Source organism: Sphingopyxis sp. 2PD, assembly GCF_005503695.1.
Lineage (GTDB): Bacteria > Pseudomonadota > Alphaproteobacteria > Sphingomonadales > Sphingomonadaceae > Sphingopyxis.
Genome location: NZ_SCMU01000006.1, coordinates 68080 through 83169 on the forward strand (window position 1 = coordinate 68080; position 15090 = coordinate 83169).

12 protein-coding genes and 2 pseudogenes are annotated in these 15090 nt (G+C 60.6%); 7 read left to right on the plus strand and 7 right to left on the minus strand.

The window, feature by feature from the left end:
* Nucleotides 1-57 precede the first annotated feature (57 nt).
* Nucleotides 58-699, minus strand: a complete 642-nt coding sequence (locus tag FFS18_RS07330) for a TetR family transcriptional regulator (protein WP_158213701.1) — start codon at nt 697-699, stop codon at nt 58-60.
* Nucleotides 700-1151: 452 nt separating this feature from the next.
* On the opposite strand from FFS18_RS07330, the gene FFS18_RS07335 reads away from it, so the two are divergent.
* Nucleotides 1152-2159, plus strand: a complete 1008-nt coding sequence (locus FFS18_RS07335; protein ID WP_058801215.1) for a DUF7064 domain-containing protein — start codon at nt 1152-1154, stop codon at nt 2157-2159.
* Between the two features lie 122 nt (nt 2160-2281).
* On the opposite strand, the gene FFS18_RS07340 is transcribed toward FFS18_RS07335, so the two are convergent.
* Nucleotides 2282-3418 carry a phosphotransferase family protein gene (locus FFS18_RS07340; RefSeq protein WP_054586672.1) on the minus strand — a complete coding sequence of 379 codons (1137 nt, stop codon included), beginning with the start codon at nt 3416-3418 and terminating at the stop codon, nt 2282-2284.
* 384 nt (nt 3419-3802) lie between these two features.
* On the opposite strand from FFS18_RS07340, the gene FFS18_RS17425 reads away from it, so the two are divergent.
* The 3 genes from FFS18_RS17425 to FFS18_RS07350 are packed head-to-tail and all read left to right on the plus strand — an operon-like array spanning nt 3803 to nt 6978.
* Nucleotides 3803-4810 carry a DUF7064 domain-containing protein gene (locus FFS18_RS17425; protein WP_054586671.1) on the plus strand — a complete coding sequence of 336 codons (1008 nt, stop codon included), beginning with the start codon at nt 3803-3805 and terminating at the stop codon, nt 4808-4810.
* On the plus strand, nt 4807-5937 hold the full coding sequence (locus tag FFS18_RS07345; protein WP_054586670.1) for a phosphotransferase family protein: 1131 nt from the start codon (nt 4807-4809) through the stop codon (nt 5935-5937). The genes FFS18_RS17425 and FFS18_RS07345 overlap by 4 nt, the downstream gene beginning before the upstream one ends.
* Nucleotides 5938-5976: 39 nt before the next feature.
* Nucleotides 5977-6978, plus strand: a complete 1002-nt coding sequence (locus FFS18_RS07350) for a DUF7064 domain-containing protein (protein ID WP_054586669.1) — start codon at nt 5977-5979, stop codon at nt 6976-6978.
* Between the two features lie 196 nt (nt 6979-7174).
* On the opposite strand, the gene FFS18_RS07355 is transcribed toward FFS18_RS07350, so the two are convergent.
* Together FFS18_RS07355 and FFS18_RS07360 are read right to left on the minus strand one after the other, a co-directional pair.
* A complete protein-coding gene (locus tag FFS18_RS07355; RefSeq protein WP_171005256.1) occupies nt 7175-8251 on the minus strand; it encodes a phosphotransferase family protein in 1077 nt (358 codons plus the stop codon).
* Between the two features lie 88 nt (nt 8252-8339).
* A complete protein-coding gene (locus tag FFS18_RS07360; protein ID WP_084758109.1) occupies nt 8340-10535 on the minus strand; it encodes a TonB-dependent receptor in 2196 nt (731 codons plus the stop codon).
* A 486-nt stretch (nt 10536-11021) separates the two neighbouring features.
* Here FFS18_RS07360 and FFS18_RS07365 point away from each other — a divergent pair.
* Nucleotides 11022-11238, plus strand: a pseudogene (locus FFS18_RS07365) (ATP-binding protein); the annotation flags it as partial.
* A 210-nt stretch (nt 11239-11448) separates the two neighbouring features.
* Here the strand turns inward: FFS18_RS07365 and FFS18_RS07370 are convergent.
* Nucleotides 11449-11769: pseudogene (locus FFS18_RS07370) on the minus strand (ATP-binding protein); the annotation flags it as partial.
* 301 nt (nt 11770-12070) lie between these two features.
* Nucleotides 12071-12406: a hypothetical protein gene (locus FFS18_RS07375; protein ID WP_120215213.1), complete on the minus strand. Its 336-nt coding sequence runs from the start codon at nt 12404-12406 to the stop codon at nt 12071-12073.
* An 83-nt stretch (nt 12407-12489) separates the two neighbouring features.
* Between FFS18_RS07375 and FFS18_RS07380 the strand changes: the two genes are divergently transcribed.
* Nucleotides 12490-13416, plus strand: coding sequence for a LysR family transcriptional regulator (locus tag FFS18_RS07380; protein WP_120215212.1), 927 nt, complete (start codon nt 12490-12492; stop codon nt 13414-13416).
* 124 nt (nt 13417-13540) lie between these two features.
* Nucleotides 13541-14311: a sulfite exporter TauE/SafE family protein gene (locus FFS18_RS07385; RefSeq protein ID WP_120215211.1), complete on the plus strand. Its 771-nt coding sequence runs from the start codon at nt 13541-13543 to the stop codon at nt 14309-14311.
* Between the two features lie 194 nt (nt 14312-14505).
* Here the strand turns inward: FFS18_RS07385 and FFS18_RS07390 are convergent, their stop codons facing one another.
* Nucleotides 14506-15057, minus strand: a complete 552-nt coding sequence (locus FFS18_RS07390; protein WP_137870338.1) for a hypothetical protein — start codon at nt 15055-15057, stop codon at nt 14506-14508.
* Between the last annotated feature and the right edge of the window lie 33 nt (nt 15058-15090).

The following is a 15090-nucleotide window of genomic DNA, read 5'->3' on the forward strand; positions in this document are numbered from 1 at the left end:
CGTACGGCACGGCCGACGCCTTCGATATCGATCGGGCCAGTGCTGACCGGCAGTCGGCTAAGTTGCGGGACGCAGGCTCTTCACCACGGCGTTGGCGAGATAATTCGAATATCCTTGCTTCATGGGCTCGTCGATCGCGCCGATGCCGAAGATATGCTGCATTTGATAACGGCCATGGAAGAATTGATCGCAGGCACCGACGATGTGAAAATAAAGATGAAGCGGATCGACCTTTGCGAAAACTCCCGAGGCCTGCCCTTCGGCGAGGATGTTCCGGAGAATCGTTGCCGCCCGCTTGCTGAACTCCTCCGCGATCAGCGGACCGTAGGTTTCGGGCTCTTCGGTGACGAGTTGGTGGGTCAGCGGGTTGATGAACGGGTAAGTGAAATAGCTGTCGATCATCCCGCGAACGAAGCCCGACAGCTTCTCTTCAGGCGACAATTGTCGCTGCGAGAAGGCATCGAGCTTTGATATGTCGCCGCCCAGAACCGAGCGAAGCAACTCCATCATCAGCCCCGCCTTGTTGCCGAAATAGTAGCTGATCAGAGCAGAATTGAGATCGGCCCGCCGTGCAATATCGGCGAGCGAAACATCAATTGATCCTCGCTCAACCATGAGATTGGCCGTTGCCTCAACCAGCCGATCGCGCGGCGGGGTTTCCGGCTCGGCTGTCTTGGCCCGTCGGCCTCTTGGTTTCATCGCAGGCGCCCTCATCGATCTCCCCAGCGCTTCCTGAATTCGGTCCCGTCGTGCCGACAGGACTCAAGCATACCAGCCGCACCGGCTTTAACAATGGCATAGCGACCGCCTGGGCCGCGCGGCGATGCCAGTATTGCACTTGGAGACCGCGGCGCAGTCTCGCAGGTAGACCAGGCTCGAAAATGGCTTGAGGCGATAAAAACATCTCATGCTCTGTATCAGCGGTTCCCCGAGCCGCTCCGTCCTCGCTTTGCGCCACATCGCAAGATTGCCCACCTGGAGCCCTTGGCGCGCGGAATGACCGCACCGCCGAGATGCAAACTTGTCATCGTTTAATTAATCGAGTAATTTTAGGCTCGGACCGCGGCCGGCTCGATCCTGCGAAGATCGGGTTTTGATCCCGAATCCTGAGGCCTCGAGATGTTGAAGGTAAAAAAATAGTGGAGAGACCGATGAGCCTGTATTCTGCGATTGATTTGCCCCATCACCCTGGAAATCATCCGTTCTGGCAGGAATCCTGGGTATTGGTGTTTCGTGATCCGGACACTGGCCTCGTCGGCTTCCTGCGCACGGGATCCTATGTGAATCAGAAGACCACGCAGACGCATTGGGGGATGGCATTCCCCGACGGAACCCGCTTCCGTCGCCACCTGCTCGACCGTCCTCTGGAGGCAGGCGATCGAACCGATGTCATGGCCAGTTCCGGAACGATGCGATTCACGATTCCCGATATGGAATATTGTCGCTTCGAGGCGTTCGACGACGATGCGGAAGCGGACCTGCGCATCTATGATTGGTATCCTTCGCAGGAATGGGAGGTGGTCGGAGGACCGGGTCATGGAACATTGACTTCGGGAGGCGACGATCATGGCCACCCGGAAAGCGCCGGCCGGGTGGAAGGCCGCGTCCGGATCGGCGACCGGGTGGTCACGATCGAGAATGGCATCGGCTACCGCGATCATGGCTACGGACCGCGCCCGCTACCGATGTTTCGCTCGGCGCGCTGGCATGCCGGCACGGTGGGCGAGAAGCTGAGCTACTCGCTGCTCACGATGCAGGCCGAGGATGGCGCCTTCGCCAAGATGGGCTATGTGATGCTCGATGGAAAGCGCGAGCCTATCCGGGATTTCCATACCGTCAATTGCACGCTGGGCGACGGCCTCTCGTCGATCGGCGGCTGGACTGTGGCGCAGCTCGAGAACGGCCAGACCCTTCGTATCGACGTCGAAGCTGTCGATGGCGTCGTGACTTCCACAGACCTCAACAATGGCGGTCCGAACTCTTCTCCGGCAGGGATCGAAGTTCTGTCTATCCCCAGGTGGCAAGGCCTGGAGGGCGTGTGCGATTTCAACATGATCGATAATGCCCATCGCGGCAATCAGGCGGTGTCGCACCTCTTTCTCGCCAACACGAACGACGGAATTTCCCAGCGGGGATTTGACCCCTCCTGGCTCCGCTAAAAAAGGCAGGCGACCGCGTATGTAACTGCTGCGGTCGCCGCAGCCGCAAGGACTCGCGATCTCGCGAGCGTCGCAGTGCGGAGAGGACGCTCGGGGTCGAGCGAACAAGTGGACCCTAAATTTCAGTCGATCGTGCCCGACGGCGGCAGCAAAATCTCCAGTCCGACCCTGGCGGCCAAATCCGCGGCGATCTTCGGCCCGCGTTCGATGACTGGCAACAACTGGCGCAATATGGGCTCCGGGAAATGCCGGAACGTCAGCACGTTGATGACCGCCAGCCGATAGGCCGTAAACAGCTCGAAATAGGGCATGTTGCGAAGCTTGCGCCCCGACAGTCGCTCATATTCTGCAATCCGCTGCTGATAACTCAGCGTCCCTTCCAGAGCCGGGACATCATTCTGGATGATCTGGTCGCCCATATGCGTGAAACAGACATCGCATTCGGGCGTCCCGAGAAAGCTCATCTCCCAATCGACCACGGCCGACACCGCAGTCCCGAGATAGAGATAATTGCCGAAGTTCGCGTCGCCATGACACAGGACCGTATCAATGTCGGCCGGCTCATTTGCGACGAGCCAATCCCGGAGCGGTCGCAGCGCTTCGAGATAGGGCTTGCAGTCGGCATATTCGAGCGAATCCCAATACCAATTTACCTCGCGCTCGATCGGACGCGCACCCGCCGCGCGCTTTTCCAGCCATTCGAGCCCGAGCGCCCGCCAGTCCAGCGCATGCACGCGCGCGAGCGCTTCGAGATAGCCCAGTTGCATCTCGCGCCGCGCTGCCGGCTCAGCGTCGGCGATGATGCCCGAAGTCATCCAGGTCATCGGCGCGCTCGCCCCCTCGACCATTCCCATCACATAGCCCGGGCGACCGAGAAGGTTGCCGTCCGGATCGAGCCAGATCTGTGGCGGAACCGGCACATCGGTGGCTTCAAGCGCGCGCTGCAGGTTGAACTGCGCGGTGACGTCATAGGCGTGGAACAGGCCGCGCGTCGGCATGAAACGCAAGACGAGACCCGACGAGCGCGGCTCGCCGTCTTCGGTCCAGCTTGCCTCGAACAGAAGAGTTCCGTTCGAACCACCCGCAGCTGTGCCGACTTCGCGCACGTTGGCGACTCGGACGTCCGAGACTCCCGCCTGCGCGCCGATAAACTGCATGAGCCGGTCGCCCCATTGATCGGGAGTGGTTTCGGCGAACCGCGCACCACGCTGATGCTTGACGATAGCTGCGCCAATCTGATCGACATCGAGTTCCGACATGACTCTCCCGTTTCTGTTCTGCCGCGCGGCCGGCTCTCGACCGCAGGTTGGCGCCCATCGCCCAGGCGGGATCCTCGGGCGATCATCCGCGGTGCTCGAACGATTGTGCCATGTTTCGTGACCGCAGACGACGCTCCCGCAACGAGGGCGAAGCACCATCGGGCCGATTGAGCAGCGAAAGTCAACGGATAATTAATTGAATACCTAAAAAATTCGTGGCGCGTGCCCGCTGCCCGTTCCTCCGCCGCAACGCACCGTTAAACCCGCCGCAGCAGCAGCCCTGTTGACGGCGGAAAGAAAATATAATTAGATGAGTAATTAATGAACGAACGATTTCCCGGGTTTCGAGGAATCGCGCGCAATGCGCAATGAAGGGACGAGGCCATGGAAATTTCGAAACTGTCACCGCTGCCGGATGATGTCGAGCTTCCGCACGATCCTGGGGAAGATCCGCAATGGCAGGAAAGCATTGTCCTTGGCTGGGCCGATCCCTCCCAGGAAATCGGCGGCTTCATCCGGATCGGCCATCAACCGAACCTCGGCCTTACCCGGTCCTGCTTTGGCGTGACCTCGCGTAACGGGCTCAACTATTCCCGCACAGCTGAAGGGCTTCCCCTTCGCGAAGCCGACCGGTCCGTCGACACGTTCCATGCCGATGGTTTCCAGTCCGCCACATTCGGCGTCCGCTCAAGCCGGTGGCGTGCCAGCGACGAGAATGTCGATCTCGATATCCAGGTCCGCGATGTGCACGCACCCTATGATTTCTGGGACCTCACTGGCATGCGGAACGAAACGAGCCGCGTGATGGCAGCCAATCATCTCCAGGCCGGCGGCACTTTTTCCGGGTCCGTTCGGATCGGCGACGAGCCCGAGCGCGCCATTTCGGGCTTTACCTATCGCGACCATAGCTGGGGCCCACGGCACATGGATAACCCCAATGCCGACATGTCTGCCGCCTGGTGGCTCGTGGGCTCGCTTGGTGAGGATTTTTCTTTTGGCTTCGGCGGCGGGCGTATGCGCTCCGGGCTCGAAAGTCTTTTCGGCTATATCGTAAAGGATGGCGAAGTGGACACCGCCGTGATCGAGGATGCGTCCGTGCTGATGGCATTTGACGGGCTATCCAATCGGGGCGGAACCGTCGTGGCCGTTTCGGAAAAATTTGGCCGGCTGACGTTCGAGGCCGAAGGATATGGCAATGTCTGGCTGGAACTTGGTCAGAAGCATTTCGAGATGGCGATGCCATGCACAATACGTTGCGGCAATCGCACGGGCGGTGGCCTCATCGACACGATCTTGAACCCACGCAATGGAACCGATCGTCCGACCTTCGTGGCGAGCGGCAGACTCGACAACGGTCTTTACCGCAGCCGGGCCGGGTTGAATCATCCATGAGCGGCTCGCAGACGATCGACCGCGAGGCGATGCGGAAAGGCCTTCGGGCCTGGCTGCGGCAGAAATTCGCCGAACTGGGCGACCTGACCTTGTCGCCCCTGCGTTTTCCCAGCGGCACGGGTAACTCCGCTGAAACGATGTTCGCTACCATGGCTTATGAAGCCGATGGCGAACATCGTGAACGCGCACTCGTCATCAGGCGACAACTCGCCGGGACGGACCTTTTCCTGGACGCCGATATCAGGCTGCCGCACCGGATGATGGAGGCGCTCGCGCTCCACCCCCATATTCCTGCCCCGCGCGCGCTCGGTGTCGAACCCGACCCGGCGCCGATCGGGAGCCCCTTCCTCGTGATGGAGGCGATCGAAGGACGGGTCGTTGACCAGGTGCCGAATTATAACGTCGAAGGGTGGCTCGCCGATTTGCCGATCGAACAGCGACGCGACATATGGCTGCGAGCGATCGGAACGCTGGCGCGGCTCCACCGGATCGACTGGCGGCAAGGCTTTTCCTTTCTGGACGACCGCCAGCGGGGCGAACCCGGCATCGATCAGTTCCTTGCCTGGACCAGAGACTGGTATATCTGGGCCAAAGCTGGTCGCCGGCTCGAAGTTGCCGACGCCGCCCTCGACTATCTCATGGCAAACAAGCCCCGGGACACCGATGTCAGCGTCCTTTGGGGCGATCCGACACCTGCCAATATGATGTTCGGACCCGACCTCAGCGTAGCAGCCCTGATCGACTTCGAAATGGCTTCCCTCGGTCCCGGCGAAGCAGATCTCGCATGGTGGCTCGAGGCCGAGGAAAATTTCTCGACGCTGTCGGGGGTAGCGCGGCTCGAGGGTCTGCCAAGCCGCGCCGAGATCATCGCCCATTACCAAGCCGAACGCGGTCGGCCGGTTGCCGATCTGGACTATTATTCGATGCTCGCCTGGTTCCGCATGAACATCGTGGGAATTCGCTTCTCGGATCGCCTCGTCGGCGAAGGGCGGATGCCAGCGGGGACGGACGTGCTGACAAACAATCCCGCGACGATGCTGATGGCGCGCAAACTCGGTATGCCGGACGCATCGCCGGGCGAAGGTTTCATGGCGATGGTCAATGGCATGGCCGGTGCGGGGGCGTGATCTTTAGTCATTACAAACAGAAAAGAAGGGATTGAGGTAATGGAAGCCGTGTTCTCGGATCATTGGGATTGCCCGCACCAGTTCAGCGACGAACCTAGCTGGCAGGAGAGCGATTGCTACTGGTTCTATGATGTCAAATTGGGCGTGGGAGGCTTCCATCGCATCGGCCAGAAGCCGAACAAGGGCACGGGCCAGCTGATGCTGTTCGTCTTCAAGACGGGCGGTGAACGCTTTGTCCTCAACAGCGCCCCGCGCAACGAGGTAAAATTAGGTGCGGACGCGCGCCAGTCCCGCAAGCAGGTCGTTGGCAGCCACACGGCCGAGGCTCTCGGCGACGGCAGGATGCGCTACACCTGGGACGAGCCTGAGTCTTCGGCTGATATCGAATTTTACGAGAGCTTCTATACACCGCGCAACTGGCCGTCGGGCAAGAATACAGAGCATTTCGAAGAAGCTACCAATTCCGATGGTCACCTCGAATGCGGCGGCCGCATTCGCGGGAAAGTCCGAATTGGCGACAATGAATATGAAATTGACGCTCTTGCCCATCGCGACCGGTCATGGGGGAAGCGCAGCGACAGCGCGCCCATGATGCATCGATATCGCATGTATACCGGCACCTGTGGTTCCGAACTCAGCTTCGCGGGCTTCTTTCTCGATTTCAACGAAACGACCCCGATGACAATGGGCTTCGTCGATCGCAACGGCAAGCAGGAGGCGATCACCAACCTGCGGGTTGCCGTGACCTTTGATTATGATGGCCTGACTCCGCTCGGGAGCATCGGCATCATGACGCTTGAGTCCGGCGAGCAGCTCAGGATCGAATCCAAGGTCGTTCAGGGGTTCCTCACACCTCTGCCGGCGATGGGCACATTCTCGCAGGACAATATCTCGACCTTTGAATATGGCGGGAAAACAGGGTTCGTCGATCTCGAAATGTGTACGAATCCTGGCCGGGGTTCATATATCCCGAACCAGGCGGACGTCAGTTTTCTTGCGATTGCCGAGGGGCTCAGCAAGGCCGAGGATTATATTATTTGAATCGACGTGGGTTGCCGGCGCCCGGAAAAGGCGCCGGCACGGCGACGCCCAGCCGGCAATCGCGTTTGAGAATGCGCGAAAGTGCCGGACCCGATGCTAATGATAGAGGGGCCGCGCAGCTGGCAAGCTGCGCGGTCCCTGTCCATTGTGTTGCTTCTCGGGCCGGGTGCTGTCCGCCATGCCCCGATCCGCGGCGTCAATCGCCGTATATGCGTTTCGCGTTGGCGAGTTCGGCATGAAGGTGGGCGAGATAATAGGTCCAGACCTGTTCGAAGGCTGGCTGGAAGCTCCGCCCCGATAGCAGGATGCACTGCGTCTTGAAGAGAGGAAACAGTTTGAAAAAGTCATAATGTTCCGCCGGAGCGCCGGCCTCTTCCTCGAACCGAGCAAGATATTCTGCCTCGGTCGGTGTCCCGTCGACATGCTTGTCGAGCTGTTTCATCGTCTCGGTGAGGAAGACGATGAGCGCAAGGTCGGCCTCATTATGGCCGAGATAGGCGAGTTCCCAATCGAGCACCGCCGCAAGCCGCCCGTCGCGAAACATCACATTCGCGATCTGGGAATCGCCCTGTACAAGCGTTCCCTCGCGAACGGCTGGCTGGTGCGCGACCATCCAGCGGTGAGCCTCGACGATGGGCTCGAGCTTCGGATCGTCCGGCTCGGAGCTTAGCCTTGCTTCCGCGAGGAACCAGTTGAGTTCGCGTTCGATATCGGTTTCACCGCTTCCGCGCGCGAGCAGATGCGGCAGTTCGTCGCGTCCGATCGCCTCGCGGCGCAGGCGACCATGAAAGCCAGCGGCCTCGAGCATCATCGCCTTGCGCGCTTCCGGACTGACGTCGGCGAGCGGCCCCTTGGAGTACATTGCGGACGCGGGAGGCGTGCCCTCGATCCGCGCCATGACGAAAGACGGATAGCCGACAGCGGAACCGTCCGCGTCAAGCCATAGCGGCTCGGGCACGGGCAGACCGCGCTTGTATGCCGCGACGAGAGTCAGGAACTCGTCAGAAAAGCTCTTCTGCTTGATCATGGTCGTGCCAGGTGCGTAACGCGCGACCATGTCTTCCCGGCGACGCTCGCCGCTCCGCCCGAACTCGGCCGTGAACAACAGAATGCCGTTACTGGCACCGGATGATTGCGGGACAATGAAATTGCTGAGCGTGACGGGGGGTTCGATGCCGGGCTGCGCAGCAATGAAGGCTGCCAGCCGATCTGCGTCAATTTCCGGGTAGCCCGACTTCGCAGCCGCGACCGACTTGTCGTAGAACCCCTGCAATTCTTCAGTTTCCGCACTCATTTCAAATCAACTTTCCGTGTTCAATATTCTTCGGCGACGGGCCGGCCCGCAGGCCGGCCCTGGTGCCTCAGCGGATTTTCAGTGCCAGTTCCACACCATAGGTGCGTGGCGGATTATAGACCCCCGTGACCCCATTGAGCTGCACCACAGTCCCCTGGATATAATTTGTCTTGGTGATGTTCCGGACAAAGCCACGCACGGTGACCAAATCATTGGGTTCGTACGTCACGAATGCATTATACAGTTCATATGCCTTCTGCCGCAGCGAGGGATCATTATATTCGCGGAGGCGGTATCCGCTTGTAAAATAGGCCTCGCCGCGAAGCGTGATCTTGCCCGAACCGACGGGAAATTCGAGTTGCGTGCCGATCGTACCGGACGCACCCGGAGCCTTGTTGAGAGCCCGTCCCGCCAAATCGGTACCATCGGGCTCGCCAAAGATCGCGCCACCCGTCGACAGGAAGCGCTTATATTCGCTGTGTACGAAGCTCGCGTTGCCATCGAAGCTCAGCATATCATTGACCTGCAGCCGCCCGTCGATGTCCAGCCCGTAGATCTCGCTTTTCGGAGCGCCTACGACATTGGTCCCGAATATCGTCGACTGCTCGACCGAGATATTCTTGTAATCATAGTAGAAGGCCGAGAGGTTAAGCGTCGCACGCCTGTCAAGAAACCGCGTCTTGAGTCCCGTCTCGATGGCGTTGACCGTTTCCGGTTTATACTGATTGCCGCAGGTACTGTTGGAAAAGCCGCCGGACTTGTACCCACGCGACAACTGCCCATAGGCCATGACATCGTCCGACAGATCATGCTGCAGGCCTATGCGTCCCGTAGCCGACCAGTCGGTCACGCGCTGAAGCGGTGCGCCCGGACTGCAATCGGTCTGAACGACCGTGCCGCCGGGAAGCTGGAACGTCACCAACAGATCATTTTGCGACCGCTCGTAAAGACCCCGGACGCCACCAAACAGCCGGGTAGCGTCGCTCACGCTGATCGTGGCATCTGCGAATATGGAGGCGCTTTCGCGCTTCGAGCGGCCGTTGGACACACGGATGAGTGCGGACGGGCTGCCAAGCAGCCGTCCGTCGAGGGTAACTGAGCCGGTCGTTCGGTTGATTTCATTATAGTAAAAGGCCCCCACCAGCCAGTCCACCGGCCCACTGTCGCCCTTGAGGTTGAATTCCTGTGAGAAGGTCGAAACCCGGACACCCTGGGCGATCGGAATGGTCAGATTTGCAAAGATCGGGTCATTCGGATTTCCTTGCGCCAACGAGTCCAGCGAATTGTAATTGACGCGCAGGCGAGAAGCGCCGGTGATCGAGACAAGATTTACGTTGCCGCCGAGATCGAACGTGTTTTTCAGCGATGCCAGCGCGATGGACCGATTGCCGTCAAAAATGAGCGGTGAGTTCAACCGGCGAGGGGTGACGATCGTATCCTGGATCGGCAAGGACAGGCGGTTGAGGTCATAGGGCTGACGCACCGGGCCGTTGCTGGCTTCGCGCCGGTAGGTCAGGCGCGCTTCCATATCCCACCCGGGCGACACGTCGGCGTCGATACCGAAACGGCCACCGATGTAGCGCAGATCGTCGAGATCCTGGCCGGTCTGGAGATTCTTGACATAGCCATCGCGTTGGCCACCTTCGATGTAGAGCCGCGCGCGCACTCCGTCGCTAAGCGGGCCGCTGACATAAGCCGAGCCTTTGAGGTCGTCATAATTCCCGTAGCCCGCCGTAACGCCCGCTTCGAACTCGCGGGTAGGCGCCGCCGATATGAAGTTGACGATACCCGCCGTGGAATTCTTGCCGTAAAGTGTCCCTTGCGGGCCACGCAGCACTTCGATCCCGCCAAGGTCGAACTGGCCGAGGCCAGCGCCCTGAGGGCTCGAAAGATAGACGCCGTCGAGATGCAAGGAGACCGAATTTTCGCCCGCGCCGGTCGTGAAGGTGGTGCCGACGCCGCGAATGGAAATGTTGGAGTTGCCGGAAACAGGGTCGAACTTGAGGCCCGCAACCGCCCCCTGAAGCTCTTCAAGACCGCCAATCTGGCGATCCTCGATCATGCCCGCGTCGAGCGCGTTAATTACTGCAGGAACATCTTGGAGATTCTGGGACCGCTTCTGAGCTGTCACAATAATTTCGTTTAGCCCCGTCGAACTTCCATCGGTGTTGGCCGAGGCATCACGGCTTGCTGGCGCCTCGCTTCCCTCGATAGTGTCAGCCGCGCTGGCAGACGTCGATACACCGAGCATGATGCCCGCCATTGCCAACGCGGACACTGTGGCAAGCTGGTTTGATCGATTAATCACTTCAGTCTCTCCCTTCCCATTCGCGCGTCTCGGCGCGCATCCTTATTTTTGCGGGCTGTGATCTTTGAGGCGCAGACATGCAGCGTGCCCAGCGGCTAAGCGGTAGGCGCCGCACACCCGGCTAAAATCTTCAAAAATATATGATTTTCCATCCTCCCGTCGACTAGCTCAAGCCAGCCCCGAAACCCGCATAGTTTCAACTGGTCTGCGCCAGCATTCAGGCATAAATCCCCCAAGTGGTCATAATTGTCAATATAATAACGTTTTCGCCCAGTTTGCTTTTCAATTCGCCCCTTGAGTTGGGCTGATTGATCGGAAAATGAAGTTTGATCGCACCCCGCAAAGCGCTCGATCCTGATTTGCCGGCAGACTTGTCCGCGCCGGAAACGCAGCATCCGCCACATCAGAAATGGCAACACGCCGCTAAGAGGGACCTGGGCCGGCAAGATCGGGACCTTGGCAAAGCAGTTGTTACGGCTCGACCTGATGCTGCTCGATAAGCTTGGATATCCGCCCTTCAGACGAAGGGAGGGCGCTGCTCCCTCTGATCAGCAAGGCCTATGAGCGCTTCAGTGTGCACATCACTACAAACCCCGCGTTAGCAGACTGGCCCATCATCTTCGGTGATCCCAAGATGACTACGGCGCTGCTCGACCGCGCGATCTCGTCAGGACCGGGGAGGAAAGCCAGCGATGTCAAACGGCGTTCAAAAGGGACCCCCGATCGGCGTCGAAGAGGGACCCCTTTTTCGGATATGATGCTGGTTAGTTGAGGGTCGCCTTGCGCTGCGTGCGGCGGAGGGCGGGCGTAGCCCGACCGGAGGCGCGCGCAGCGCAAGATAGATTTTTGAAGGCGCCGAAGGTGGCGGTCAGCTGCGGTTTTTGAAGCGCCAGCTGTCGTTGCCCGTCTCGATGATATCGCAGTGGTGGGTGACGCGGTCGAGCAGCGCCGTAGTCATCTTGGGATCACCGAAGACGGTGGGCCACTCGCCGAAGGCGAGGTTGGTGGTGATGATGACGCTGGTGCGCTCATAAAGCTTGCTGTTGAGGTGGAACAGCAACTGCCCTCCGGAGCGGGCGAACGGCAGATAACCGAGCTCGTCGAGCACGATCAGGTCGAGCCGCGACAGCTGCGCCGCCAGGGTCCCCCCCTTGCCGATCCGGGTCTCCTCTTCGAGGCGTGTCACCATCGACGCGAGCCTTTGTGCCGTGGGCACGAGGTTTTTACGCCCTAGAATCCGGTGATTGCTGGGTGATTGCTGGGTGATTGCTGGTTGGATTACCACTGGGATTATTCCCCATAAAATCTATATTTTACAATATTTTAATTGAATAGGGGCATGAAATCTGGTATTTTCGCTACCGGCGCCGCTAATCACCAAATTCGCGACGCACATACAAATGGGGCGGCCTCGTTATGAGTGCCGCCCCAGTTTAGTGGAACCGTCGGGGAGAGGGAGAGGACGGTCCGGAGATTGGTGTCAGTATGTCTTAGCGCGAAGCCATGCGGCTTTCGGTTTCGACTTCGGCGACGCCGGCAATCTTCAGCGCGGCGCGGAACTGCTTGGCGGCGGCGCGTTCATTGCCCGCTTCGCACAGCTTCTTGCCGGTCGAAACGAAGCGCTTGGCGCTCGCCTGCTTGCCGCCTTCGACGCCGGTCGCGGCGACATGGGCCTGTTCGGCCAAGCCAGCGCAACGATAGTCGCCGCCCGACTGGGCGTAAGCGGGGGTTGCGGTTGCCATCAGGCCGGTGAACGCCAGCGCCGAGGCGGCGACAATGGCGAAAGCGGCAGGAAAGCGGCGGAAAGAGGAGATCTGATAGGCCATGGGAGAGATTCCTTTCGTTTTGTTGTGCAACCTTTTTAGGCGCGGTTGCGCAGATAGATAATCCTCTATAATCTGCAAGTGCTTTGAAGCAGGATTTAACAATCCCCCATGGGGCGCTCGACGGGATCGAAGCTTTCCTGCGCGTCGCGGAAAGGCGCAGCTTTTCCGCCGCCGCATCCGACCTCGGGGTATCCCCATCGGCGATCAGCCAGACGATCAAGGGGCTGGAGGCGCGCGTCGGCGCGCCCTTGTTCATGCGCACGACGCGCAGCGTCGGGCTGACCCAGGCGGGCGAGATGTTCTTCGAGCGCGCCGCCCCTGCCTATTCGGGACTAGCCGAGGCCTATGAAGCCGCCCGCAACCTGGGCAACCGGCCCGCCGGACGGCTGCGCATCAACCTGATGCGCGGCGCGATCCAGCCAATGTTCGAGCCGATCCTGGCGGGTTTTTGCGACGCGTACCCCGAAATCGAGCTGGAGATTTTTGGCGATGACGGCCTGAGCGACCTCAGCGCCGGGGGCTTCGATGCCGGAGTGCGGATGGGCGAATCGCTCGACGCCGATGTGATCGCGGTGCGGCTGACGTCGCCGTTCCGTTTCACCGTCTTTGGCGCCCCAAGCTATTTCGAGCGGCATGGCCGTCCGCGCGATCCGGCTGACCTGCGCCATCACCGCTGCGTCCGGTTGCGGCTCGCGAGCGGGGGATTGCTGCCCTGGTCGTTCATGGAAGGCAATCGCGAAGCCGAAGTGCCGGTAACCGGCCCGGTGATCGTCAACGAACAATCGGCGATGATCATGGCGGTGCGCAGCGGCGTCGCGCTGGGCATAACGGCCGAACCGGTGCTGAAGGAACATATCGAACGCGGCGAACTGGAAGTCGTCTTGGGTGAACGTGCCGTGTCGACCGCGGGGCTGTTTCTTTATTACCCGAGCCGCAAACAGGTCATGCCGAAACTGCGCGCGTTCATCGACTACGCGCGCGACCATCTGCCCGACGACCTGAGCCGCTGACCCGCCGCCGACCGCTCCATTGGGCGCGCAAACAAATCCCTTCATCGGCAGCAGAAAAATTGGACTCGCATCGCGCGCCGAATCCCGGCAGCAGGTTGTCAACTAAAAGGGTTGGGATGATTTGATGAGCGAATTTTTTGCGACGATCGACTTTACCGCCCTGCTGCCCTTCATCCTGATTGGCTTTGCCGCGCAGCTGGTCGATGGCGCGCTGGGCATGGCGTTCGGCGTGATCTGTAACACGCTACTCGTCGCAGTCCTTGGTGTACCCCCGGCGACCGCGTCGGCGCGCATCCATGTCGTCGAGATTTTCACGACCGGCGCGTCGGGGCTGAGCCATTTGTTCCACCGCAACATCGACTGGCCGCTGTTCTGGCGGTTGTTGATTCCGGGCGTGATCGGCGGGGTGCTGGGCGCCTATGTCCTGACCTCGCTGCACGCCGATGTCGTGAAGCCTTTCGTCCTTGGGTATCTGGTGCTGATCGGCGTGTGGCTGCTGGTGCGCGGCCTGCTTTACCCGCCGAAAATCTCGAAGCCGAAGGTCGTTGCCCCGCTGGCGGTCGTCGGCGGCTTTCTCGACGCCGCGGGCGGTGGCGGCTGGGGACCGGTCGTGACGTCGAACCTGCTGGTCCAGGGCGGCGAACCGCGCAAGATCGTCGGCACCGTCAACAGCGTCGAATTTTTCCTGGCCGTCGCGGTATCGGTCGCGTTTATCGCCAATCTGGGGTTCGAGGAGATCCTGGGCCCGACATTGGGCTTGATCATCGGCGGCGTCGCCGCAGCGCCGCTGGGCGCCTATATGGCCAAGCGTTTTTCGCCCAAGGTGATGCTGGTGATGGTCGGGGTGGTGTTGACCGCGACGAGCGCGTTCGGGTTGTACCGGGCGTTGATTTGATAGAGCCGTCGGTTACGGAACCCTGATCCTCCCTGTGGCGAAGCCATGGGGAGGTGGCAGCACGAAGCGCTGACGGAGGGGCTGTTGCGCTACCGTCGTCGCCCCTCCACCGTCGCCTGCGGCGACGGTCCCCCTCCCCATCGCTGCGCGACAGGGAGGATTTAACATTCGCTACCCGTTGGCCCGCCAACCACTCAATTCGCCGGCTTCGTCTCGTCGATCTTTTCGACCCATTCCGGGTAAAAGCTCGGTTCGCGCGCCGACCACCCGGGGGCGGTTGCGGCGGCTTCGCTGATCGACTGGAGCAGCAATCGCCGCTTGTCGGGATGCAGGTGCGGCAGCGAGGCGGCGGCGCAGAAGGCGCCGGGCAGCCAGGGCCGCGCATGTGCGCCGAGCAGGCGTTCGTAAAGGAAACGATACGAGGCAAAGCCCGGCAACCGGTCCTGCCCCAGGTCGAACGCCGACACCGCGACGAGCGGCGCCATGAAGCCTTCGAGCGCGTCGAGGCCGCTGTCGTCGGGAATATGGGCGCGAATATCGGCGATCCGCTGATAGACGCGCGCTTGGACGCGGATCGCGGTTTCCTCGACCATGTCGCGCGACCAGCGGGCGATCGCATCTTCGCGTTCGAGCCCGATGTCGAGCGAGCGGCGGATGTACCGCTGCGTCGCCCCAGGGAAGCCTGCAAATTCCTTGATTTCCGCAATCGACAGATCACCGGCTGCCGGTCCCGAACGCGTCGCCATGGTCGTGCTCCTGCACGGCGCCCGGGGAGCCAT

Bases quoted from the DNA above. Each gene is read 5' to 3' on its own strand.
- FFS18_RS07345 (WP_054586670.1), top strand. From the start codon at position 4,807: ATGAGCGGCTCGCAGACGATCGACCGCGAGGCGATGCGGAAAGGCCTT.
- FFS18_RS07350 (WP_054586669.1), top strand. From the start codon at position 5,977: ATGGAAGCCGTGTTCTCGGATCATTGGGATTGCCCGCACCAGTTCAGC.
- FFS18_RS07330 (WP_158213701.1), bottom strand. From the start codon at position 699: ATGAAACCAAGAGGCCGACGGGCCAAGACAGCCGAGCCGGAAACCCCG.
- FFS18_RS07360 (WP_084758109.1), bottom strand. From the start codon at position 10,535: ATGGCGGGCATCATGCTCGGTGTATCGACGTCTGCCAGCGCGGCTGAC.
- FFS18_RS07375 (WP_120215213.1), bottom strand. From the start codon at position 12,406: ATGGCCTATCAGATCTCCTCTTTCCGCCGCTTTCCTGCCGCTTTCGCC.
- FFS18_RS07340 (WP_054586672.1), bottom strand. From the start codon at position 3,418: ATGTCGGAACTCGATGTCGATCAGATTGGCGCAGCTATCGTCAAGCAT.
- FFS18_RS07390 (WP_137870338.1), bottom strand. From the start codon at position 15,057: ATGGCGACGCGTTCGGGACCGGCAGCCGGTGATCTGTCGATTGCGGAA.
- FFS18_RS07385 (WP_120215211.1), top strand. From the start codon at position 13,541: ATGAGCGAATTTTTTGCGACGATCGACTTTACCGCCCTGCTGCCCTTC.
- FFS18_RS17425 (WP_054586671.1), top strand. From the start codon at position 3,803: ATGGAAATTTCGAAACTGTCACCGCTGCCGGATGATGTCGAGCTTCCG.
- FFS18_RS07335 (WP_058801215.1), top strand. From the start codon at position 1,152: ATGAGCCTGTATTCTGCGATTGATTTGCCCCATCACCCTGGAAATCAT.